This window comes from Streptomyces sp. cmx-18-6 (genome assembly GCF_046548915.1).
Lineage (GTDB): Bacteria > Actinomycetota > Actinomycetes > Streptomycetales > Streptomycetaceae > Streptomyces.
On record NZ_JAEBEP010000002.1, the window covers coordinates 129,928 to 151,958 of the forward strand.

The 22,031-nt window shown below is 70.9% G+C and carries 19 protein-coding genes and 1 pseudogene; 6 read left to right on the forward strand and 14 right to left on the reverse strand.

Annotation, left to right across the window (positions count from 1 at the left end):
• Nucleotides 1-54: 54 nt before the first annotated feature.
• A complete protein-coding gene (locus ACLJPL_RS05605) occupies nt 55-327 on the reverse strand; it encodes a DUF1876 domain-containing protein (protein ID WP_411080017.1) in 273 nt (90 codons plus the stop codon).
• A 92-nt stretch (nt 328-419) separates the two neighbouring features.
• A complete protein-coding gene (locus tag ACLJPL_RS05610) occupies nt 420-1,277 on the reverse strand; it encodes a diacylglycerol kinase (RefSeq protein ID WP_411079567.1) in 858 nt (285 codons plus the stop codon).
• Nucleotides 1,278-1,463: 186 nt separating this feature from the next.
• Between ACLJPL_RS05610 and ACLJPL_RS05615 the strand changes: the two genes are divergently transcribed.
• Complete coding sequence (locus ACLJPL_RS05615) at nt 1,464-2,747, forward strand: adenylosuccinate synthase (RefSeq protein WP_411079568.1); 1,284 nt, start codon at nt 1,464-1,466, stop codon at nt 2,745-2,747.
• Between the two features lie 140 nt (nt 2,748-2,887).
• Here ACLJPL_RS05615 and ACLJPL_RS05620 read toward each other — a convergent pair whose 3' ends face one another.
• The 4 genes from ACLJPL_RS05620 to ACLJPL_RS05635 form a co-directional block, all read right to left on the reverse strand.
• Nucleotides 2,888-5,155 (reverse strand): serine/threonine-protein kinase, encoded by a 2,268-nt coding sequence (locus ACLJPL_RS05620; RefSeq protein ID WP_411079569.1) that lies wholly within the window; start codon nt 5,153-5,155, stop codon nt 2,888-2,890.
• A gap of 92 nt (nt 5,156-5,247) precedes the next feature.
• Nucleotides 5,248-6,393: an oxygenase MpaB family protein gene (locus ACLJPL_RS05625; protein WP_411080018.1), complete on the reverse strand. Its 1,146-nt coding sequence runs from the start codon at nt 6,391-6,393 to the stop codon at nt 5,248-5,250.
• A 132-nt stretch (nt 6,394-6,525) separates the two neighbouring features.
• A complete protein-coding gene (locus tag ACLJPL_RS05630) occupies nt 6,526-7,602 on the reverse strand; it encodes a polyprenyl synthetase family protein (RefSeq protein ID WP_411079570.1) in 1,077 nt (358 codons plus the stop codon).
• Nucleotides 7,562-7,855: a hypothetical protein gene (locus tag ACLJPL_RS05635; RefSeq protein WP_411079571.1), complete on the reverse strand. Its 294-nt coding sequence runs from the start codon at nt 7,853-7,855 to the stop codon at nt 7,562-7,564. The genes ACLJPL_RS05630 and ACLJPL_RS05635 overlap by 41 nt, the downstream gene beginning before the upstream one ends.
• A 450-nt stretch (nt 7,856-8,305) precedes the next feature.
• Here ACLJPL_RS05635 and ACLJPL_RS05640 point away from each other — a divergent pair, with 450 nt between their 5' ends.
• Both ACLJPL_RS05640 and ACLJPL_RS05645 read left to right on the forward strand, forming a co-directional pair.
• Complete coding sequence (locus ACLJPL_RS05640; RefSeq protein WP_411079572.1) at nt 8,306-9,190, forward strand: glycoside hydrolase family 19 protein; 885 nt, start codon at nt 8,306-8,308, stop codon at nt 9,188-9,190.
• Nucleotides 9,191-9,355: 165 nt separating this feature from the next.
• The gene (locus tag ACLJPL_RS05645) at nt 9,356-9,820 is read left to right on the forward strand and encodes a hypothetical protein (protein WP_411079573.1); all 465 of its coding nucleotides are present in this window, start codon (nt 9,356-9,358) and stop codon (nt 9,818-9,820) included.
• A gap of 83 nt (nt 9,821-9,903) precedes the next feature.
• On the opposite strand, the gene ACLJPL_RS05650 is transcribed toward ACLJPL_RS05645, so the two are convergent.
• From ACLJPL_RS05650 to ACLJPL_RS05675, 6 genes and pseudogenes are all read right to left on the reverse strand, one after another.
• A complete protein-coding gene (locus ACLJPL_RS05650; protein ID WP_411079574.1) occupies nt 9,904-10,533 on the reverse strand; it encodes a class I SAM-dependent methyltransferase in 630 nt (209 codons plus the stop codon).
• Between the two features lie 361 nt (nt 10,534-10,894).
• On the reverse strand, nt 10,895-12,889 hold the full coding sequence (locus tag ACLJPL_RS05655; protein WP_411079575.1) for an Ig-like domain repeat protein: 1,995 nt from the start codon (nt 12,887-12,889) through the stop codon (nt 10,895-10,897).
• Between the two features lie 271 nt (nt 12,890-13,160).
• Nucleotides 13,161-15,188, reverse strand: coding sequence for an Ig-like domain repeat protein (locus tag ACLJPL_RS05660; protein ID WP_411079576.1), 2,028 nt, complete (start codon nt 15,186-15,188; stop codon nt 13,161-13,163).
• A gap of 271 nt (nt 15,189-15,459) precedes the next feature.
• Nucleotides 15,460-17,448 (reverse strand): Ig-like domain repeat protein, encoded by a 1,989-nt coding sequence (locus ACLJPL_RS05665; RefSeq protein WP_411079577.1) that lies wholly within the window; start codon nt 17,446-17,448, stop codon nt 15,460-15,462.
• 294 nt (nt 17,449-17,742) lie between these two features.
• Nucleotides 17,743-18,408, reverse strand: coding sequence for a DUF6461 domain-containing protein (locus ACLJPL_RS05670; protein WP_411079578.1), 666 nt, complete (start codon nt 18,406-18,408; stop codon nt 17,743-17,745).
• A gap of 67 nt (nt 18,409-18,475) precedes the next feature.
• Nucleotides 18,476-18,658, reverse strand: a pseudogene (locus tag ACLJPL_RS05675) (GNAT family N-acetyltransferase); the annotation flags it as partial.
• Here ACLJPL_RS05675 and ACLJPL_RS05680 point away from each other — a divergent pair.
• Nucleotides 18,600-18,743, forward strand: a complete 144-nt coding sequence (locus ACLJPL_RS05680; RefSeq protein WP_411079579.1) for a hypothetical protein — start codon at nt 18,600-18,602, stop codon at nt 18,741-18,743. The pseudogene ACLJPL_RS05675 and the gene ACLJPL_RS05680 sit on opposite strands and share 59 nt — an antisense overlap.
• Nucleotides 18,744-18,843: 100 nt before the next feature.
• The gene (locus tag ACLJPL_RS05685; protein ID WP_411079580.1) at nt 18,844-19,314 is read left to right on the forward strand and encodes a hemerythrin domain-containing protein; all 471 of its coding nucleotides are present in this window, start codon (nt 18,844-18,846) and stop codon (nt 19,312-19,314) included.
• A 143-nt stretch (nt 19,315-19,457) separates the two neighbouring features.
• On the opposite strand, the gene ACLJPL_RS05690 is transcribed toward ACLJPL_RS05685, so the two are convergent.
• Nucleotides 19,458-20,159 (reverse strand): NAD(P)-dependent oxidoreductase, encoded by a 702-nt coding sequence (locus tag ACLJPL_RS05690; protein WP_411079581.1) that lies wholly within the window; start codon nt 20,157-20,159, stop codon nt 19,458-19,460.
• 152 nt (nt 20,160-20,311) lie between these two features.
• Between ACLJPL_RS05690 and ACLJPL_RS05695 the strand changes: the two genes are divergently transcribed.
• Complete coding sequence (locus ACLJPL_RS05695; protein WP_411079582.1) at nt 20,312-21,034, forward strand: TetR/AcrR family transcriptional regulator; 723 nt, start codon at nt 20,312-20,314, stop codon at nt 21,032-21,034.
• A 179-nt stretch (nt 21,035-21,213) separates the two neighbouring features.
• Here ACLJPL_RS05695 and ACLJPL_RS05700 read toward each other — a convergent pair whose 3' ends face one another.
• Complete coding sequence (locus ACLJPL_RS05700; protein WP_411079583.1) at nt 21,214-21,780, reverse strand: TetR/AcrR family transcriptional regulator; 567 nt, start codon at nt 21,778-21,780, stop codon at nt 21,214-21,216.
• Between the last annotated feature and the right edge of the window lie 251 nt (nt 21,781-22,031).

The window sequence follows — 22,031 nt, forward strand, 5'->3', positions numbered from 1 at the left end:
AGGCCCCCTCCTTCGAGCTACGTCCTCCTTCTTCGGGCTACGTCCTCCTTCGGGCTACGTCAACGGGTACGACGTCCGCCCCGACGCCTCGTCGATCTCGTCGTGCGCCTTGGTCAGCAGCTTCATCGCCAGCTCGTTGAGCGCCCGCGCCCCCGCGATCTCCTCGCCCACCCGCTGCTGGTCCTCGTCCGAGGGGTGGCGGCTGGCGTAGCCGTGGGAGCGCATCTCGGCGCCGTCCGGGAGGCGGACGAGGGCGGCGGCGCGGGTGCGGTGCGCGTCCTCCTCGAATTCGAGCTCGACGTGCCATCCGACAGCGACCCTGGGCATGGTGGTGGTGGACATGACGGTCACCTCCGCGGCCGATTCGCGTACGTACCCTTCCAGCGTGCGCCTGTCGCCCCGTCCGCGCTCGCCGGGACTCACCCCCCGGCCACCGGCAGCATCAGCCCCCACGCCCCCGCCCGCACCGTCCAGGTGCGGGTCCGCACCGGGCCGGAGGTCTGTATGTCGGCCCGGTAGCGGAAGTCCGCGCCCGAGACGGTGACGGCCTTGGCCTCCACCGCGACGTCCTCGCCCGCCGAGGTGCGCACGACCACGTCGGCCAGGCCCCCGTCGCCCTGCGAGAGCACCGACACCCCGCGCACGGGCGCGTCCAGGTCGCTCAGCAGCACCCCGTCCGCCTCCACCCGCAGCCGGTACGTGCCCGGGATCCCGGCGGCGGGACCCGGGGCCGCCGGGCGGACCAGGGACGTCATCAGGGAGCGGCAGGTGTCCCAGACGGCCGTGACCCCCGTGTGCGGGACTCCCGCCCCGGGCAGCGGCAGGGGGGCGGGGATGCGCAGCCGGCCGAGCACCACCCCGTCGCTGTCGTCCACCAGCAGGTCCAGGCGGCGCACCGCCCCGTCCAGCGCCGTCCGGGCGGCCGCCACCGCGCCCCGGGGCACACCGAGCGCGTGGGCCACCTCCAGGGCCTGCACGGCCCCCACGGGGATCAGGGAGAGGACGCCCCCGGCGAGCTCCCGCTCCCGGTGGAGCTGGGCCACGGCACGCAGCAGGGCGTGATCGTCGCCGACCACCACCGGGCGGCGCGAACCCCGCCGGGACAGGGCCCGGGCGAACTCCTCCGGGGTGTCCGGAAGGCAGATCTTGGCGTGCGAGCCGGCGCTCAGCACGTCCTTCGCGATCCGGACGGACTCGCCGTCGATCCGGCGGGCGACCGGGTCGATGACCACCAGGAGCTGGTCGCCGCCGTCGCCGGGGGGCTCTGCAGCCGACACCTCGGTCCTTCCTCGGGTAGCATCTTGGTGCAAGAGCCCCTTGCGCTATTGCGCCAGGGGCTTCGTCTATTCCGGGGCACCCGGTTCGACGGCTCAGGCTCTGCCGTACATCGTCGTACGGCAGGTACGACCTTTACGTACGCCCCCTGGCCTTGGACATGCCCCGCCCGGAAGGGGTGTACGCCTGTGCCCGCACTTGTGCTGCTCGGTGCTCAGTGGGGTGACGAGGGCAAGGGGAAGGCCACCGATCTCCTCGGTGGATCCGTGGACTATGTCGTGCGATACCAAGGCGGTAACAACGCCGGTCACACGGTCGTCGTGGGCGACCAGAAGTACGCACTGCATCTCCTCCCCTCCGGAATCCTGTCGCCGGGCTGTACCCCGGTCATCGGGAACGGTGTCGTGGTCGACCCGGCGGTCCTGCTCTCCGAGCTGAGCGGTCTGAACGAGCGAGGCGTCGACACGTCCAAGCTTCTGATCAGCGGCAACGCTCATTTGATCACTCCGTACAACGTCACGATCGACAAGGTGAGCGAGCGCTTTCTCGGTAAGCGCAAGATCGGTACGACGGGCCGCGGCATCGGTCCGACGTACGCCGACAAGATCAACCGGGTGGGCATCCGCGTCCAGGACCTCTACGACGAGTCGATCCTCGTGCAGAAGGTCGAGGCCGCCCTCGAGCAGAAGAACCAGCTGCTGGCCAAGGTCTTCAACCGGCGCGCGATCGAGGCCGACCGGATCGTGGAGGAGATGCTCCAGTACGCGGAGCAGATCAAGCCGTACGTCGCCGACACGACCCTGATCCTGAACGATGCCATCGACGAGGGCAAGGTCGTCCTCTTCGAGGGCGGCCAGGGCACGCTGCTCGATGTCGACCACGGCACGTATCCCTTCGTCACCTCGTCGAACCCGACCGCGGGCGGCGCCTGCACCGGAGCCGGTGTCGGCCCGACGAAGATCAGCCGCGTCATCGGCATCCTCAAGGCTTATACGACGCGTGTCGGCGCCGGTCCGTTCCCGACCGAGCTGCACGACGAGGACGGCGAGGCGCTGCGGCGCATCGGCGGCGAGCGCGGTGTCACCACCGGCCGTGACCGCCGCTGCGGCTGGTTCGACGCCCCGATCGCGCGGTACGCGACCCGGGTCAACGGCCTGACGGACTTCTTCCTCACCAAGCTCGACGTCCTCACCGGCTGGGAGCAGATCCCGGTCTGCGTGGCGTACGAGATCGACGGCAAGCGCGTCGAGGAACTCCCGTACAACCAGACCGACTTCCACCACGCGAAGCCGATCTACGAGAACCTGCCGGGCTGGTCCGAGGACATCACCAAGGCCCAGACCTTCGACGATCTGCCGAAGAACGCGAAGGCGTACGTGAAGGCGCTGGAGGAGATGTCGGGCGCACCGATCTCCGCGATCGGCGTCGGCCCCGGCCGGACCGAGACGATCCAGATCAACTCGTTCCTGTAGGGACGGCCGGACCGAGACGATCCAGATCAGCTCGTTCCCGTAGGGAACGGGGGCGGGAACGGCTGGGGATCACTGCGGCGGCGGCCGACGCCTCGTGGGCGTCGGCCGCCGCCGCACTCCTGCCGCCCTCGCCGCACCCCTCAGTTCACCCGGCGGTATGTGACGGGATCGGCCGTCCTGTCCAGCCAGGTGAGCGACAGGCCGTCCTTCCCCTTCATCCGCACCATGCGGCTGCCGCGCTTGTCGCACTCGTTCTCCGGTTCGGAGGCCGTCACCGTGTGGGGGCCGAGCCGGACGCCGTCGCTGTCGGCGTTGATCAGGACGCTCTCCCACTCGCAGTGGAACGCGGGCCCGTCGCCGGTGTACCGGGCGACCACCTCGCCGTAGGGCGCCTGGCTCAGCTTCAGGGTGCCCGTCATTCGCCCGCCGTCCTTCGCGTCGTCGGCGGACGGCACGGCTTCCCAGGTGCCGAGGAACTGGGCGGGGACGGGGGTGCTGGACACGGAGACCTTGTCCAGGGTCGCGACCTCGTCGCCGTCGCCGCTGGTCCAGACGAGCTTGCCGTCCGCCCCGGCGCGCAGGGTCTGCTTGCCGCCGTCGACGCAGATGTCGTCGGGAATGCTGCTCAACAGGCGGGACTTCAGCACCATCAGGTTGTCGAACGAGATGAGTTCGGCCGCGCCGGTGCACAGACCGCGACCGAACGAGTTGAACGTCGTGGCGACGTCGGCCCCGACCGATCCCTGGGTGATCGTGATCCGGCGGAACGTCACCTCCTTCCCGCCCCGTTTCGCCATGCCCTGCCAGACGCCCAGGTACTCGTCCGTGATCACGCCCTCGACGGCCGAGGACGCGTTCGGGTCCGCTGTCGTGGGGTCGCCCTCGGGCGTCGAAGCGGTGGGAACCGGCGCGGCGGGCCGGCTGGAGGGCGCGGAGGCGGAGGGGGAGCCCGCGCCGTTGGCCGAGTCGTTGGTCCGGTCGCCGTCCCCCTTCGCGTTCGCCGTGACGAGGTACGTCGCCCCGCCCGCGACCAGCGCGATCGCCGCGGCGGCCGACGTGATGACCAGCGCCGTACGCCGCCTGTTCCGGCGGGGCGCGGGCGGGGCCGACGTGCCCGGCCCGGCTCCCTGCCCGGCTCCCTGCCCGGCTCCCGGCCCGGCTCCCTGCCCCGCTCCCGGCCCGCTCGGGTGGGACGTGTTGCCCGGGTGGGACGTGGTGCCCGGGTGGGGCGTGGCCGCGTCGGTGTGCGTCGGCAGGTCGTGGAACGCGGCGGGCGCTCCGGACGCGCCGAGCGGGCCGGGGGCGGGGGAGGGCGGGAGGTCGGGGGCGGTGGGCCGCTGCGCGGGCGGTGCGAGCGGCGGGGTGGAGGGCGCCGGTGTCGCGGGCGGCGGCGTGGGTGCTGCGGCCGGCGGGGGCGGGAACGCGGGCGCCGGGCGGTTCACCGGCGGGGGAGTGGTGGGGGGCGGGGGCGACGGACGGTTCGGGAGGCGGGTGCGGGGCGCCTCCGAGTCGAGCAACTCCGCCGCCTTGCGGCCGAGTTCGGCGATCAGGGTGGCGGGCAGCCAGGGCTCGTCGGCCGCGTCGGCGACCGCGTCGGCGGTACGGGACACCACGTCGGCGGGGGTGGGCCGGTCGGCGGGGTTCTTCGCCAGGCAGTCGCGGACCAGGTCGCGGAGCGCGTCGGGGAGCCCTTCGAGGTCGGGTTCCTCCTGGGCGATACGGAACATCACCGCGTGCATGCCGCTGTGCGACGTGCCGAACGGCTGACGCCGGGTGGCGGCGAACATCAGCACCGATCCGAGCGAGAACACATCGCTGACCGGCGTCAGCGCCTCGCCCCGCACCTGCTCGGGCGACATGTAGCCGGGGGAGCCGATGATCGCGCCGGTGCGCGTCAGCTTGCCGTCCGCGGTCACCGCGTCGAGGGCGTGGGCGATCCCGAAGTCGATGACCCGGGGCCCGTCGATGGTGACCAGGATGTTCGCCGGCTTGAGGTCGCGGTGGATCAGCCCGGCCGCGTGCACCGCGCCGAGGGCCTGGGCGAGCCGGTTGGCCAGGATCAGCACGGACCGTTCCGGCAGCGGGTCCGGACGGTCCGCGATCACCGAGTGCAGCGTCGGCCCGGGCACGTATCCGGTGGCGACCCAGGGCGTCGCGGCGTCGGTGTCCGCGTCCAGCACCGAGGCGGTCCAGGCCCCTCCGACGCGGCGGGCGGATGCGATCTCCTGGGCGAACCGTCTGCGGAACTCGGGCTCGGCGGCGAGTTCGGACCGCACGAGCTTGACGGCGACGGTCCGGCCGCCCGCCGAGCGCGCCAGATAGACCTCCCCCATGCCCCCGGAGCCGAGCCGGGCAAGAAGCCTGTAGGGGCCAATATGTGACGGGTCGTCATGGGTCAGCTGGTCCACCCGGGAATCCTTGCACAGGCGGTGCCGCGCGGCTCGGGTAAGCGGTCGTGCGGTGCCGTTCCGTTACGAGCGCGGGCCGCCCTGTGCGCTGTTCAGCCCTGGGGCACGGTGGCCGTCGGCGGGCTCCAGCGGCCGGTCCGGGCGGGCCCGGACGGGACGCCGTACTCCTTCTTCAGGTGCTCGGGGATGGCGTAGTGCATGACGCGCCCCCGGGTCAGGGACGACAGCTCCAGCACGGTGGTGAGGTGTCCGATGCGGTCCAGGGCCCAGGCTCCGAGCGGGGAGCGGTCCTCGATGGTCTCCAGGACGCCGAGGAGGTGGGGCACGGCCCTGGCGACGGTGTCCCACGGCGTACGGGGCACCTCCAGCCAGTCCGCGCAGGTGTCGCCGACCAGGTGGCGGATGAGGGCGGAGACGATCGGGTCGAAGAAGGCGCCGGGGACGACCTCCTCGTAGAGGTCGATGAGCTGCCGGGTCAGCAGCGCGCCCTCCGGCGACGGGCCCATGTGCCGGATCATGTACAGATCGAGGAACTGGCGTGCCTCGGCGAGGGACTGGGGCACGGCCTCCTGGTCGACGCCGAGCATGGCCCCGACCACCCGCCAGGCGTAGTAGTAGGCGTCCGCGCCCTCCTCGGACATGTGGACGCCGAGCCGGTGCAGGCTGTCCAGGACGAGCATCGAGAAGAACATCTGCCCGCCGATCAGGTCCTCCTGACAGATCGGCGTCCCCGCGCCCGCCACGTCCCACGCGCCCTCGCGCCGCAGATGGTGGCGGATGGACGCGTGCAGCAGGCGCACCTTCTGCGCGGCCGGGATGAAGCGGCCGCCGGCCTCGAAGGCGTCGGGCCGCATCAGGTACACGGTGAACTGCCCGGTCTCCGCCATCCGTTTGGACGGGTAGCTCAGCCCGTGCGTGGCGGACAGCAGCCTCGCCACGTGCGGGACGACGTAACAGGCGGGCATGGAGGCGAAGGAGAGGGCGGTGGAGATGTGCACGTTGTTGTCGATGAAGAACAGCCGGGCCTTCTCCATCTCGCCCCAGTCCACCCAGGACGGCGGGGCGGCGGTGGCGTTCAGATACTCCCGGGCCACGTCGGGCAGCCCGTCCGGGAGCGGGGCGCCGGCGGTGGAGACGTACCGCATCAGGGTGTTGAACGTGCCGACCTCGCCGCGCTCGAAGAGGGTGGCGACCGTGGCGTCGGCGAGTTCGTCGCCCCGGTGGCGGAGCGCGTCCAGGGATGCCCGGGTGTAGGCCGGCTCCTGGGGGTGGGCCTGTTCCCGGGCGCGGGCCGATTCCTGGGCGTGGAACGTTTCCTGGGGGTGGGTCACGGTGGTGCTCCTTGCTTGTGCGCCCTCGTCGGGGACGCGTCAGTGGCGGCGGACGGCGGCCGAGTGCGCCAGGCCGGTGAGCGCGGTGGCGGCGGGACCGGGCAGGTTCAGCGCGTCGAGTGCGTGCAGCGCCTCCTCCACCCGGGCGGTGATCATGTCCTCGATGCGGTCGGGGGCCTTGAGGCGGCGCATCACTTCGCGTACGGCGTCGGTCTCCGTACCGGCTGCGAGCAGGGTGCGCAGGTGTTCCCGGTCCGCCTCCCCGGCCAGCCGCCAGGTCTCCGCGAGCAGGGCGGTGGGCCGGTGACCGCGCACGTCGTCGGAGCCGTCCTTACCGGTGAGCCCGGGGTCCCCGAACAGGCCCAGCAGGTCGTCCCGCAGCTGGAACGCCTCGCCCAGCGGCAGCCCGTACGCGGAGCAGCCCGTGCGCAGCCGCTCCCCTGCCCCGCCGAGCAGCGCCCCGATCAACAGGGGCTGCTCCACCGTGTACTTGGCGGTCTTGTAGCGGACGACCTTGAGCGAGGTCGCGGTGTCGGGGGCGGCGGCCCCGGTGTGCAGGATCTCCAGGCACTCGCCCGCGACCAGCTCCCGGGCCAGCGCGGCCCACAGCGGGCGCGCCCGGGAGAGGTAGGCGGCGGGCAGGCCGCTGGTGACGAAGAGCTGTCCGGCCAGCGACATCAGCAGGTCCCCGACCAGCATCGCCAGGGCGCGGGCGGCCGGTCCGGGGCCGGGATGGTGCTCCACCGCGCCGCGCAGGGCCAGGTGGGCGGTGGGCCGCCCGTGCCGCAGCGGGCTGTCGTCGATCAGGTCGTCGTGGACCACGGCCGCCGCGTGCACCAGCTCCATCGAGGCCGCCGCCCGCACCAGGGCCTCGCCGTCCGGCTGCCCGGCCGCGCGCCAGCCCCAGTAGCAGAAGGCCGCGCGCAGCCGCTTGCCGTCGGCCACGGCCGCTTCCATCGCCTCGGCCACCGGTCCCAGGGAGTTGTCGATCGCGACGAGTTGGTCCGCCTCCTGGGCCATGAAGCGGTGCAGCACCTCGTCCACCCGGGCCTTGAAGGCGCCCGGCCGCCACCCCTCAGGCCCCGTCACCGTCACCGCCCCGCTGGGCGACGACATGGCGGGCCAGCACCTCCAGGTGGGCCGGGGGCGCGGTCGTGTACCGGTCGAGCGCGATCCGGCCGCGCGCCATCAGGTCCTGTTCGGCCTCGGCCGCCAGCCCGGCCGCGTCGGACCGCCGCAGCAGTCCCCGTACGGAGGTGAGGGCCGCGCCCACCGTGCTCACGGCCAGGTCCGCGAGGCCCGCCGCCAGCAGCACCGCGTGCTGGTCCGGTCGGCCGAAGCCCCCGCGCGTTTCTTTCTCCCGCTCCACGCCATCCCCCAGCGGCAGGGTGTCCGGGCGGCTCCGTGCTCGTGCCGCGCTCCGAGTGCCGCGCTGTCGAGTGTCGCGAGCGGTGGGCGCGGGGGCCGGGGGAACTCCCTAACGAGTGATCGGCTCGTCCGCGCGTACGGACCGGGCGGCGTTCGGGTGCGCCCGACCGGCGTTCGGCGCCGTCCCGCATGCTGGACGGCGCCGAAGGTTTTACCTTCGGCCCCGCCCCCGCTCCTGCCATGATCCGGACGGACGTCCTCCGGAATCACGGCAGTTGAGGGCCCCTTTCGCTCCGCCCCGGCGAGTGCCAGCCGGTCGCACCGGCGTGGGAGGCATATTCCTGAAGGTTGGTCTAGACCTTGACAGGTCCAGACCATCATCGCTTGAGTATCGGCACCCCCACGGCGGCGCACGGCCGGACGTCGCGCCGCGCCCAAGGAGTGTGACCACGTGATCCGACGTGTCATGAGTCTGCTGATCGCGCTCGTCGCGGTCGTCGCGGCGCTCATCGTTCTCCCCGCGGCCACCGCGCAGGCCGCCGCCTGCGCCACGGCCTGGAACTCCTCCGCCGTCTACACCAACGGCGGCAACGTCTCGTACAACGGCCGCAACTACACCGCCAAGTGGTGGACCCAGAACGAACGCCCGGGCAGCTCCGACGTCTGGGCCGACAAGGGCGCCTGCGGCACCGGCGGCGGTGACGGGGGCCAGAACAACGGCTTCGTCGTCAGCGAGGCCCAGTTCAACCAGATGTTCCCGAACCGGAATTCCTTCTACACCTACAGCGGCCTCACCGCCGCCCTCAGCTCCTACCCGGCCTTCGCCAACTCCGGCAGCGACGAGGTGAAGAAGCGGGAGGCGGCCGCGTTCCTCGCCAACGTCAGCCACGAGACCGGCGGGCTGGTGTACATCAAGGAGATCAACGAGGCCAACTACCCGCACTACTGCGACCGGAACCAGTCCTACGGCTGCCCGGCAGGCCAGGCCGCGTACTACGGCCGCGGTCCCATCCAGCTCAGCTGGAACTTCAACTACAAGGCGGCCGGGGACGCGTTGGGCATCGACCTGCTGAACAACCCCTACCTGGTCGAGCAGAACGCCTCCGTCGCCTGGCGGACCGGCCTCTGGTACTGGAACACCCAGACCGGCCCCGGCACCATCACGGCCCACAACGCGATCGTCAACGGCCCCGGTTTCGGCGAGACGATCCGCGCGATCAACGGCTCCATCGAGTGCAACGGGGGCAACCCGGCGCAGGTCCAGAGCCGCATCAACAAGTTCACGCAGTTCACCCAGATCCTCGGCACCACCACCGGCTCGAACCTGAGCTGCTGATCCCACCCGAGTGAGCCATCCCGTACGGGGGGTGCGTCCGGCCACGGCCGGGCGCACCCCCCGTTCCGGCGTTCGGGACCGGTTGGCAGGATCGTGCGCGCGCGGAGCACCACCCTGTGACGCGGACCACGGGAACCCGAAGGCCGCTGCGGAGAGATACAGACCGTGGAGCACGAAGAACAGCCGGTCCGCCCGGCACATCCGCCCGACGAGCGGGACGACGCACGCGTACGGGAACGGGACGACGCACGCGTACGGGAACGGGACGACGCACGAACAGGTCGATCCGGAGGGCGGCGCGCTGCGGCCCCGGCTCCTGGGCATCGCCACCAACAGGGCGCGCAACCACCGGCGCGGGAGAACTCCCGGCAGGCCGTCCGCACCGAGTGGGTCTTCGACAAGAAGGACCTCCCCTTCCTCGGCTCGCGCACCTTCCTGACCAGGGACACGGAGTTCGGCAAGAAGGGCGCGCTGATCGACTCCACCGCCGTGCTGAAGCGGTCCGTGGCGGACAAGGGCGGTGTCCGGCCGAGGGGCTGGGGTGTGTCCGGCGGATCAGGACCGGATAGGCCGTGCCGGGCGTCGCGGACCCGGTCAAGATCCGCCGGACACACCCTGGGGCCTGTCTGACCATTCCCGTCGGATCAGCGAGCGTCCGTCGAGCTGGCAGCCCGGATATGCGCCGACATCTGGCGGGTATTGCCGGGCAGGACCTACGAGCGGCGGGCCAACAGGTGGGCGTCGAGGAAACCCTGCTCAGAGGCCGGATCGTGGAGCAGCCGGGCGAAGGGATCGAGCCCGGCATCGGCCAGCAGTTCGGCGAGGCTGTCTGCCGGCCAGCTGTAGGCGGGCGCCACTTTGTGGTGGAAGCGGACCGGTTCTGGTCCGTCGGTCCCGAAGAAGGAGACCAGGAGCAGGCCATCCGGCGCCAGGACGCGTACCTGTTCGGAGAGCAGCTCCGGCAGCTCCCCCGGAGGGGTGTGGATCATCGAGTAGTGGGCCAGCACGCCGCCGAGCGCGCCGTCCTCGATCGGCAGGGATTCCATCCGCGCCTCTTGGAAGCGCAGTGCCGGATGGGCCTGCCGGGCGTGGTCGACCATGCCGGGGGCAAGGTCGAGTCCGAAGGCGTCCAGGCCCAGTTCGTGCAGCATGGCTGTCAGATGTCCGGGCCCGCACCCGACGTCCGCTGCCCGCCGGTTGCCCGTCGCGCGTACCAGTTCGGCGAAGGTGCCGATCATGGCCCGGGAGAAAGGCTGTGTCTCCAGCCGGTTGGCGAACAGCGATGCGTACAGCTCGACGACACCGTCGTAGGCCGTCCTGGTCTCGTCCTGATGATTCGCCACGGGCAGGACTCTATAGCCGGTCTGATAATTGATCTTGTGGCGGGTCGAGGTGAGTTGACGGATGCGGCATGGGGGCGAATAGAGCCCCTGTTGCCGCAGGTGGGGGGACGCCGACACCCCGCGTCCGCGTGGGCGGGCGTCGGCGTCCCCCTCCCCCCCCGTGACGAGCGGACCCGGGCCCCGGCTCAGGCAGCGGCCCGGACCCCGGCATAGACAGGGTCCGGGCCCCGGCCCGGCATAGACAGGCCCCGGACCCCGGCTCAGGCAGCGGCCCCGGCCGGTTCGCGTGGCCACGCCCTCAGAGCAGCCGCGGTCTCACCGACATCAGCAGGTGCCGGTGAGCGTCCGGGCCGGTGTTGTGCTACTTCGTGAAGATGAAGTACTTCCAGGCCCCGTGCGTCGTGGAGTTGACGTTGTCCCCGGAGGAACCGTTGATGTACGAGGAGCGCACCCGCATCTTGTAGCCGGTCTCGTGGGTGCCCGTGAGCGTCACGATCGACTTGCCGTTGCCGCCGAGCGGGAAGTACTGCTGCCCCGCGTCGTACCACGTGCCCTGGTAGTTGAGCTCCAGGCTCAACCGGTGCGAGCGACCCTTGTAGTGGGTCATGGTGGTGGTGAAGTCGGGGTCCTTCTTCTTGCTGTAGTACGCGTAGGTGGTCTTGCCGATCTTCGCCGTCTTGTAGTGCTTGGACAGCGTCGTGGAGACCTTGACCTTCGTGTACGCCGTCGACTTGACCGTCTTCGACGCGTACCGGGCGTCACCGGCGAACACGGCGGTCACCGTGGTGTCGCGCTTCAGGTTGACCGTGGCGGACAGGTTGCCCTTGGAGTTGACCTTGGCCTTCTTGATCAGCTTCTTGGGCTTGTCCGTGCCGAAGGGGTCGGCCCACAGCTCGACGACGCGGTTCTTGTGCGTCTTGCCGAGGGTCGCGGTGAAGGACACGTTCTTGTCGTACGCGTGGAGCGACTTGTTCCGGTTGAGCTTCAGCGAGGTCGCGGCACGGGAGACGGTGACGGAGGCGGAGCGGGACGCGGCGGTGTGCTTGGCGCTGCCCGCGTAGGCGACCTTGTACGTCACCTTGCCGCCGGCCGGCGGGGTGTCCTTGAAGGTGAACGCGCCCTTGGCGTCCGTCTTCACGGTGCGGAGCGACTTGCCCTTGGGGGACTCGACGTCCGTACGGGTCACGGTGAGCGACGTGCCGGCCGGGATCGCCACGGAGGCCCTGAGGGAACCCTTGACGGTGAGCGCCTTGGCGCGCGCCGCCTTCGCGGGGGCGCTGACGGTCACGGTGGCGACGGACTTGTTCGGGTCGGTGAGGACCCGGAAGGAACGGGATCCCTCGCTGTTGACCGTGACGGCGAACACCCGGCTGCCATCGGGCGCCCAGGCCAGCCCCGCCGGCTCCAGGGTGTCCGACCCGCTGGACATGCCGGTGTTGGGGAAGTCGTACGTCCGCACCGGAGCGGTCTTGGACGCGCCCTTCGGGTAGATGTACACGTCCGGCTCGTACCAACCGTGGAGTCCGGCCGCCACCGTCCCGTTCGGGGCGATGTCCACGGCGTTGGGGTACGCGTCGGAGGTGTAGCCCTTCTCCGCCCGGAGGTCGGACGTGCGGTACACCTGGTGGTAGTAGGGCGCGGCACTGGCGACCACGACCTGGGTCCCGTCGGGGCTCAGCGCGAGGTCGCGCATGTTGCCCCCGTCCCCGCGGATGTGGGCGGTCCGGGTGGCGGTGCCCGAGGCGACGTCGTACACGGCGAGTTCGACCGGGCTCTGGACCTCGATCCCCGCGGCCAGCGTGCCCGGTGCGCCGGGCGACGAGGCGAGGATCGGCGGGCCGGCCCACGTCTGGTCCGGGTCCTGGTCCAGCGTGACCACCGGCTCCTCGCCGGACAGGTCCAGCGAGCCGATGTTGCCGTCGCCCGCCGGCCCGTAGCCGAACCAGAGCTTCCCGCCCGCCAGCGCCGGGTGGGTCGGCCGGGTGCCCGGGCCGATGTCGTAGCGTGCGGACTCCGTCAGGGTCGCGGTGTCGATGGCCACGATGTGGCCGGAGGCCGCCACCCCCGCGTACAGCGTGCTGGAGTCGGCCGACAGCTCCAGGCCGTTCACCCCGGGCAGCGACCCGAGGGTGCGGACGACCTTGCCGGAGTAGTCGGTGGCGAGGATCTTGCCGGACTGCGGGTCGCTGATGAACACCCGCTGGTGCACGCCGTCAGCGACGATGTCGCCGAGCGAGGTTGCAGGAAGGATTCTGCTGCTGTCGGCGGCGGCAGGGCTCGCCGCTCCGCCGGCCAGGACCACGGAACTGAAGAGGACCGCGAACGCTGTCGCGGTCGAAATTCTGCGCGTACGCACAGTTACTGATACCCCCACGGTATGAGAGGGGCCGCGTGTCACCCGAGATGAGAAAAGCGCGCGTTGAGAAGCGCAGGGGTGCGGCCCCGGATCGCAGGGTATGGCATGGCGATGACATTCGCGGACACCATTTTCCCGCCGCCGGGGGAGAGAAGGGTGTTCCGCGCCTTTTCGACGAATTTCCCGCTCGTCTGCCGGCAGGAAATCACTGTCCCGAGGCGGGCCCAGGACCTCAGGTCCTGAGCCCGCCGACGTGCGGGCCGGTGTTGTGCTACTTCGTGAAGATGAAGTACTTCCAGGCCCCGTGCGTCGTGGCGTTGACGTTGTCCCCGGAGGTGCCGTCCACGTACGAGGAACGCACCCGCATCTTGTAGCCGGTCCGGTGCGGGCCCTCCAGGGCCACGACCGACTTGCCGTTGCTGCCGAGCGCGAAGTACTCCTTGCCCGCGTCGTACCACGTGCCCTTGTGGTTCAGCTGCACGGACAGCCTCTGCGCACGACCCTTGTGGTAGGTCATGGCCGTGGTGATGCTCGGGTTCGTCTTCTTCTTGAAGTACGCGTAGGAGGTCTTCCCGATCTTCGCCGTCCTGTAGTGCTTGGCGAGGGTCGTGGAGACCTTGACCTGTGCGTACGCGGTCGACTTGGCCGACGCGTACGCGTACCGGCTGTCACCGGCGAATACGGCGGTCACCGTGGTGTCGCGCCTCAGGTTGACCGTGGCGGACAGGTTGCCCTTGGAGTCGACCTTGGCCTTCTTGATCAGCTTCTTGGGCTTGTCCGTGCCGAAGGGGTCGGCCCACAGCTCGACGACGCGGTTCTTGTGCGTCTTGCCGAGGGTCGCGGTGAAGGAGACGTTCTTGTCGTACGCGTGGAGCGACTTGTTCCGGTTGAGCTTCAGCGAGGTCTTGGCGAGCGAGACGTTGACCGCGGCGAAGAAGGACGAGCCGGTGTGCGCGGCGTCGCCCGCGAAGGCGGCCGTGTACTTCACCGTGCCGCCGGCGGGCGGGGTGTCGGTGAAGGAGAAGGAGCCGTCCGGCTTCAGCGCCGCCGTACCGAGCGACTTGCCCTTGGGCGACTCGATGTCGGTCCGCACCACCGTGACCTTGGAACCGGCCGGGAACGGCACGGTCGCCGTCGCCTTGCCGGTGACGGTCAGCTTCTTCGCCCGGGGGGCCTTGGCCGGAGCCTTGAGCTCCAGCGAGGGGACGGACTTCGTGGTGTCGGTGAGGACCCGCAGGGAGCGCGTCTTCTTCCCGTACTCGTTCACCGTGACGGCGAAGAGCCGGCTGGAGTCGGGCGCCCACGCCAGGCCCGCCGGCTCCAGGGTCTGGTGGTTGTAGGCGGCCCCGTCCTTGAAGAGGTCGTACGTGCGCACCGCCTTCGTGGTGCCCTCGGGGTGGATGCGCACCTTCGAGGCCGACCCGCTGGTGCCCGTGGCGACCGTGCCGTTCGGCGCGACGTCGACGGCACTGGGGGACGGGGCGGCCGGGTACAGCTCCTCGGCGCCGAGGTCCGAGGTCCGGAACGACAGGTGGTACTGGGTCGGCAGCGTGTTCGCGAGCAGGAGCCGCCGGCCGTCCGGGCTGAGCGCGAGGTCGTTGAGCGGGCCCCCGCCGGACCATCCGCTCGCGGTCCGCGTGGCTGCCCCCGAGGCGACGTCGTACACGACCATGAACGGCCAGCCGGGCTCATGGCTCGCCGCGGCGGCCAGCATGTCCGGCGCGCCCGGCGTCGAGACCAGCACCGGTGTGCCGCGCCACCTGGTGGCGTCCTCGGTCGCGTCCTGGCCCAGCGCGACCACGGGGTCCTCGCCCGACAGGTCCAGCGAACCGATGTTGCTGCCGGTCCCGCTGCCGTAACCGAACCAGAGCTTGCCGCCCGCGAGGGCCGGGTACTTCGGCTTGGTGCCCGCGCCGGTGTCGTAGCGGGCGGACTCCTTCAGGGCGGCGGTGTCGATCGCGGCGATGGCGTCGGCGCCGGGGACGGCCGCGTACAGGGTGCTGGAGTCGGCCGAGAGTTCGAGGCCGTGCACGCCCGGCAGTGAGCCGATCGTGGCGACGACCTTGCCGGAGTAGTCGGTGGCGAGGACATTGCCGGACGCCGGGTCGCTGATGAACACCCGCTGGTGCACACCATCGGTGACGATGTCGCCCAGAGAAGCGGCCGGAAGAACGTTACTGCTGCTGCTGATGCCGCTGTTGCTGTCGGCGGCGGCAGGGCTCGCCGCTCCGCCGGCCAGGACCACGGAACTGAAGAGGACCGCGAACGCTGTCGCGGTCGAAATTCTGCGCGTACGCACAGTTACTGATACCCCCACGGTATGAGAGGGGCCGCGTGTCACCCGAGATGAGAAAAGCGCGCGTTGAGAAGCGCAGGGGTGCGGCCCCGAATCGCAGGGTATGGCATGACACTGACGGTCCACGGCCCACATACCGGGCCGACAGGGGAGAGAAGGGTGTTTCGCGCCTTATCGGCGAATTCCCTGTTCCCCTGTCGCGGGTAATTCGGCGGCCCGGGGCGGGCCCAGGACGTCACGTCCTGGGCCCGCGAACGTGGGAGGCCCATGGGTGCTACTTCGTGAAGATGAAGTACTTCCAGGCCCCGTGCGTCGTGGAGTTGACCGAGTCGCCGGAGGAGCCGTTGACGTACGAGGAACGCACCCGCATCTTGTAGCCGGTCTCGTGCCGGCCCTTGAACGTCACGACCGACTTGCCGTTGGCGCCGAGCGGGAAGTACTGCTGCCCCGCGTCGTACCACGTGCCCTGGTAGTTGAGCTGAACCGTCAGACGCTGCGCACGACCCTTGTGGTAGGTCATGGCCGTGGTGAAGTCCGGGTTCTTCTTCTTGTTGTAGTACGCGTAGGTGGTCTTCCCGATCTTCGCCGTCCTGTAGTGCTTGGAGAGGGTGGTCGAGACCTTGACCTTCGTGTACGCGGTCGACTTGGCCGACGCGTACGCGTACCGGCTGTCACCGGCGAACACGGCGGTCACCGTGGTGTCGCGCTTCAGGTTGACCGTGGCGGTCAGGTTGCCCTTGGAGTCGACCTTGGCCTTCTTGATCAGCTTCTTGGGCTTGTCCGTGCCGAAGGGGTCGGCCCACAGCTCGACGACGCGGTTCTTGTGCGTCTTGCCGAGGGTCGCGGTGAAGGAGACGTTCTTGTTGTACGCGTGGGTCGACTTGTTCCGGTTGAGCTTCAGCGAGGTCTTGGCGAGCGAGACGTTGACCGCGGCGAAGAAGGACGAGCCGGTGTGCGCGGCGTCGCCCGCGAAGGCGGCCGTGTACTTCACCGTGCCGCCGGCGGGCGGGGTGTCGGTGAACGAGAAGGAGCCGTCCGGCTTCAGCGCCGCCGTACCGAGCGACTTGCCCTTCGGCGACTCCACGTCCGTCCGCACCACGGCGACCTTGCCGCCCGCCAGGAGCGGCGTGTCGGACGTGACCTTTCCGGTGACGGTCAGCTTCTTGGCGCGGGGGGCGTGGGTCGGGGCCTTGAACGCCAGCGTGGTGGCGGACTTGGTCGTGTCGGTGAGGACCCGCAGGGAGCGCACCTCGCGGTCGTTCACCGTGACGGCGAAGATCCGGCTGGAGTCCGGGGCCCACGCCAGAGCCGACGTCTCCAGGGTGTCGAAGCCGTTGCCCTGACCGGTCTTGGGGAACGTGTACGACCGGAGCGGCTTGTACGCGCCCTTCGGGTAGAGGTGCACGGCCGGGTCGAACGCGCCGTCGATGCCCGCCGCGAGCGTGCCGTTCGGGGCGATGTCGACGGCGTTGGGGAACGCGCTGTTCGGGTAGTTCTTGTACGTGCTCAGGTCGGACGTCCGGTACACCCGGTGGAAGTACGGGTAGTCGCTGGAGACCGCGAGCTGCTCGCCGTCCGCGCTGAGCGCGATGTCCGTCAGGCGACCCACGTCGGCCGGCAGGCGCCCGGTCCGGGTGGCGGTGCCCGAGGCGACGTCGTACACGGCCAGGGCGACCGCGCTCTCGCTGTCGACCCCGGCGACCAGCGTCCCCGGCGCGCCCGGCGCGGAGGCCAGGGTCGGGGCGTACTCCCAGACGCCGTCCGAAGCCTGATCCAGCGTCACCACGGGTTCCTCGCCCGACAGGTCCAGCGAACCGATGTTGCCGTCACCGGCGTCGCCGTAACCGAACCAGAGCTTCCCGCCGGCGAGCGCGGGGTGCTTCGGGGCGGTGCCCGGCCCGGTGGCGTAGCGGGCCGACTCCTTCAGCGAGGCGGTGTCCACCGCGACGACGGCGTCGCTGCCGGCGACGGCCGCGTACAGCGTGCTGGAGTCGGGTGAGAGCTCAAGGCCACGGACGCCCGGCAGCGACGTGATCGTCGAGACGACCTTGCCGGAGTAGTCGGTGACGAGGATCTTGCCGGAGCGCGGGTCGCTGACGAACACGCGCTGGTGCACGCCGTCCGCGACGATGTCCCCCACGGAGGCGGCCGGAAGAACGTTACTGCTGTCGGCGGCGGCCGGATTCGCCGCACCGCCCACCAGCACGACGGAACTGAAGAGGACTGCGAGCGCTGTCGCGGTCGAAATTCTGCGCGTACGCACAGTTACTGATACCCCCCACGGTATATGAGGGCCGCGTGTCACCCGGGATGAGAGAAAACGCGCGGAGAAGCGCCGGGGTGCGGCCCAGATATCGCAGAGTAGGGCATTCCTACGACAGGGGGCGCATTTTTCGCGCTCCCTGATGCGTCTGTGCGCCCCCGCCCGCGTACGTCATCACCCGGACAGGCTCCGGGGGTTGCCCGGACAGGCTGGGGGGGTTGCCCGGACAGGCTGGGGGGGCGGCGCGGGGCGGGGCGGGGCCGGGTCACCGGGTGACGGCGGGGCGGGGTCGGGTCACCGGGTGACGGCGGCCGGGAGCTTCTGCGTCTCCACGTCCTGGGGCAGGGTGAGGCCGAAGCGGTCCTCCAGGAGGGCCAGCGTGACGCGGTCCGTCTCCTCGTACGGCTCGTCGTCCGGACGGGCGTACGAGCCGTCCTGGTGGAGCACTCCGGCGCGCACCAGCTCGGGCAGCAGGAAGTCCGGCCGGTCGCCCGAACGCCAGACCTCCTCGCCGATGCCGAAGGAGCAGACGTCGACGCCATCGGCCGCGTAGGCGAACCGCTTGGGTGGGTGGTCGGGTTGCGGGCTCAGACGGATCACTTCCACCCCGCCCCGGGAGGCTTCGACGAGCCGCGCGCCCGTGGCGGGGAGCCCGTACTGGAGCGCGAAGGACCACGGCCCGCTCGTGCCGGTGCGGATGAGGGCCATGTCGTCCGTGGTGTCGGTCATGACCAGGGACCAGGCGTCCAGGCCCGTGATCGGGGACGGGATGGGCGGGGCGGATCCGGGCGCGGCGCCCAGACGCGGGGCGAGTTCCTCCGGGGGGAGGCCGCGCGCGAAGACGATGTCGTACGTCCAGTCGTCACGATCCGCGAGCCACTGGATGCCGTCGCTGGTGGTGCTGTCGTTGGTGGTGCTGTCGTTGGTGGCGCTGTCGCTGGTGGCGCTGTCGTTCACCACGAGCCCCTTCCTGCTCTGCTCTCCGCGGGCGCGGGCCATGATGTCCGCGCTCCCGTCGATGCCCAACTTAGGCGGAGGCGCTGACAAGCGGCCGGGTGCTGCGGCCGAGGTAGGTCGCGCCGCCGGGGCCGGGGACGGCGATCTCGTGGAAGCCGACGCGGTCGTAGAAGGCGCGGGCGGGGGTGTTGTCGGTGACCATGCCCAGGTGGACGGCCGGGACGCCCCGGGCGCGCAGCGCCGCGGGGAAGGTCTCCTTCCGTACGGGCTCGGGGAAGTCGCCGGGCGCGCCGGTGTTCCCGTTCCTCTCGATGCCGGTGACGTGGCGGGCGCGCTAGGGTGGTTGGTGCGTCGCGTGCCGGTGGCAGACCGTGTCAGGCATGGAGGCGTCGAACCGAAGGAGGTCGACGATGTACTCGTCGCACCCTTCGCTCTCGCGTGACTGAGCGCGAGACGACCAGGCTCGTCGCCTGGAGCCGAGAACTCCGCCGGGTGCACCACCAGTTGCGGGAAGCGTTGCGCGTGACGCGCGCCTCTCTCGCCGATGGCACTCCCGGGGAGGCGGCCACCCGTGACCTGCTGCTGTACTGCCACGGCTTCTGCGCGGCTCTCGACGGCCACCACCAGGGCGAGGACCGCACCCTGTTCCCGGCCATCGCGCGGGCGCATCCGGAGCTCCGGCCGGTGCTGCGGGCGCTGGAGCAGGACCACTCGATGATCGCGCACCTGCTCACCGGCCTCCGCGCCGCGGTCGACCGGGCCGCGCCGCCCGAGGAGCTCGACCAGCACCTCGAGGGTGTCGCCGCGATCATGGAGAACCATTTCCGTTACGAGGAACGGCAACTCCTCGCCGTACTCGAGACCCTTGAACTGGCAGCCGAGCCCGGGGAGGTGCTGGGGCCGCTGTGACGTGGGGCGGGGGGGGCTTCCAGGCCCCCCGCCAGCTCTGCGGCGGTGATCCGCTGGAGGCCGGGTCGAGCTGGGTTGGGTCGCGTCGCGCCGGGCTGGTCGACCCGGGCCGGGCTGGTCGACCCGACCCGACCCGGGCCGGGTCAGTAGCCGATGGTGAAGCGGCGTTGTACGAAGCGGGGCAGCTCCGCCTCGTCGACGAGCGCGACGGCGGCGTCCTCGAAGGAGATCCGGTTGCGCCCCTCCGCGTCGAGAACCGGCTGATCGCCACCGATCCGGAACCGGCCCGTACGTTCGCCGGGCGCGATCTCCCCCGCCGGGCTGAGGTAGGTCCACAGCCGGTTGGACGTGCGCAGGACGTTCAGGGCGTCCCGGTGACCGCGCACCGCGGCGGCGTACTCCCTCGGCAGGCCGATCGAGTCGAGGGCCTCGTGCAGGAGTTCGTCGGAATCGGCCAGGACGACTCCGGGCCGGATCTCCAGGCTGCCCGCGCCGCCGATGACGATGAGCCGGGTCCGGGGGTGGGTCTCCAGCGCCTTCAGGAGGGCTCGCGCGGCGGTCGCGTACACCGCGGGATCGGCGATCGAGCGGGCCACCGTGTCGGAGAAGTCCTTGGCGGCGTTTCCGGGCTGGAATCCGCTGATCAGCACGTCGAGTCCGGGTAGGACGGCGGCGATGCCGGCGGCGTCCAGGACGTCGAGGCTCTTCCAGACGACGCCCTTCCTGTCCTCGTCGATCCGCGTGGCGTCGCGGCTGAAGGCGGTGACGTGGTGCCCCCGGTCGAGGGCCTCGGTGACGACGCGGCTGCCGATGCCGCCCGTGGCCCCGATGACTCCGATGTGCATGGCTCTCCCTCGATGCTGCTCGCGATGGGTGCTCGCTCTGGATGGGTGCACGCTCCGCCGCGATCACTTCACGGCATGCGGTAACTATATGCCGTGCAGTATCGATACGGCACCCATAAATATGAATGGGTCACGCAGTAAAGTGCTCGATCGTGGGAACCGTGGGAAACACCAAGGGGCGTCGCGAGCGGCTGCGGGCCGAGACGACCGCCGAGATCAAGCAGGTCGCGCTGGAGCTGATGGCCGCGGGCGGGCCCGACGCGATCACGCTGCGGGCCATCGCCCGAGAGATGGGCATGACGGCCAACGCCATCTACGGCTACTTCGCCACCCGCGACGACCTGGTCACCACGCTGATCAACAACGTCTACACCTCACTGGCCGACACCGTGGAAGCCGCCTGGGACGCCACCACCCCCGCCCAGGGCCCGGCCGCCCGGATCCAGGCATGGGCCGGCGCGTTCAGGGACTGGGCGCTGGCCAACCCCGAGGGCTTCCGTCTCATCTACGGCGACCCCGTCCCCGGCTACCGGCCCCCCGAGGGCGGCGCGGCCCCGGACGCCGCCCACCGCGTGTGCACCGGCATCACCGCGCTGGCGGCCGCCGCTTGGCCGCACGCCGAACCCCGTTACGTGGACAGCGACTTCGAGTGGTCCGACTTCGACCCCGGTCTGCTGGACGAGGTCCGCCCGGCCTTCCCCGACCTGCCCCCGGCCGCCGTGGCCCTCGCCCTGCACATCTGGAGCCATCTGCACGGCATGGTGTCACTGGAGATCTACGGCCACCTGCGCAGCCAGACCCGCAGCCCGGACAAGCTCTTCCGCGAGGAACTGACCCAGCTCATGCGGTCCTTGGGCGTCACCCCACAGAGCTGACGTCCCCGCGCGTCCGGCGCGCCCGCGAGCGCGAGAAGCCGGAGACCGGCGTCACGAAGCGGGAAAGGGGCCGGGGAGCGGCCTCACGAAGCGGGAGAGGAGCCGGAGAACGGCCTCACGAAGCGGGAGAGGGGCCGAGGAACGGCCATACGAAGCAGGAGAGGAGTCGAGGACCGGCCTCACGAAGCAGGAGCCGAACCGTCCGCCGGCGCGGTGATCCGGGCGATCGCCTCGACCGTCAGGGCGCGGTCGTGCGGCTCGGTCTCCAGGGCGCGGTGGATGGACAGCCCCTCGATGAGCGCGTCGAGCTGACGGGCGGTGGCGGCGTCGAAGTGCCATTCCAGGGCGCGCCGACTGCGGCTCATCCACGCACGGGTGAGCTCGCGGTAGGCCGGTTCGCGGGCGGCGAGGGTGTAGAGCTCGTGGGTGAGGACCAGCTCGCGCTGATTGCCGCTGGAGAGGTGATGAACGAGGTCGGCCACCGCCTCCCGCGCCTCGTCGGGGGTGGTGGCGGTGCCGAGGCGGTCCTCGAAGACGGCGACGATCGTGCCGGAGAAGCGGGTGAACGCCTCGTGGAGCAGCTCGTTCATGCTCCCGAAGTGGTACGTCATCGAGCCGAGCGGAACCCCGGCGCGGGCGGCGACCTTGCGGTGCGACATCCCCGCGACGCCCTCGTCGGCGATGAGGTCGAGCGCCGCGTCGATGATGCGGTCCCGCCGATCGGGATCGGTGCGCCCTGTCGCCACCCGGTGCCTCCTCGTTCGACCTGGTCTCCTTGCCTTTTGCAGCATAGGGCGAGGGGCGAGGGGCGAGGGGTGAGGGGCGAGGGGCGAGGGGTGAGGCGGCTGTCCCCGGCTATCGTGCGGCGGGCCGGCCCCCCCGGGCCCGGGCCGGTTTATGCGATGACGCCAATATTGGGGTTCTCGCATGGACGCCCCGGCCGCCCCGCTCGTACCGTCGTCACAACCGGTCCACAGGGGGCTGTCCGAGGGGGTTC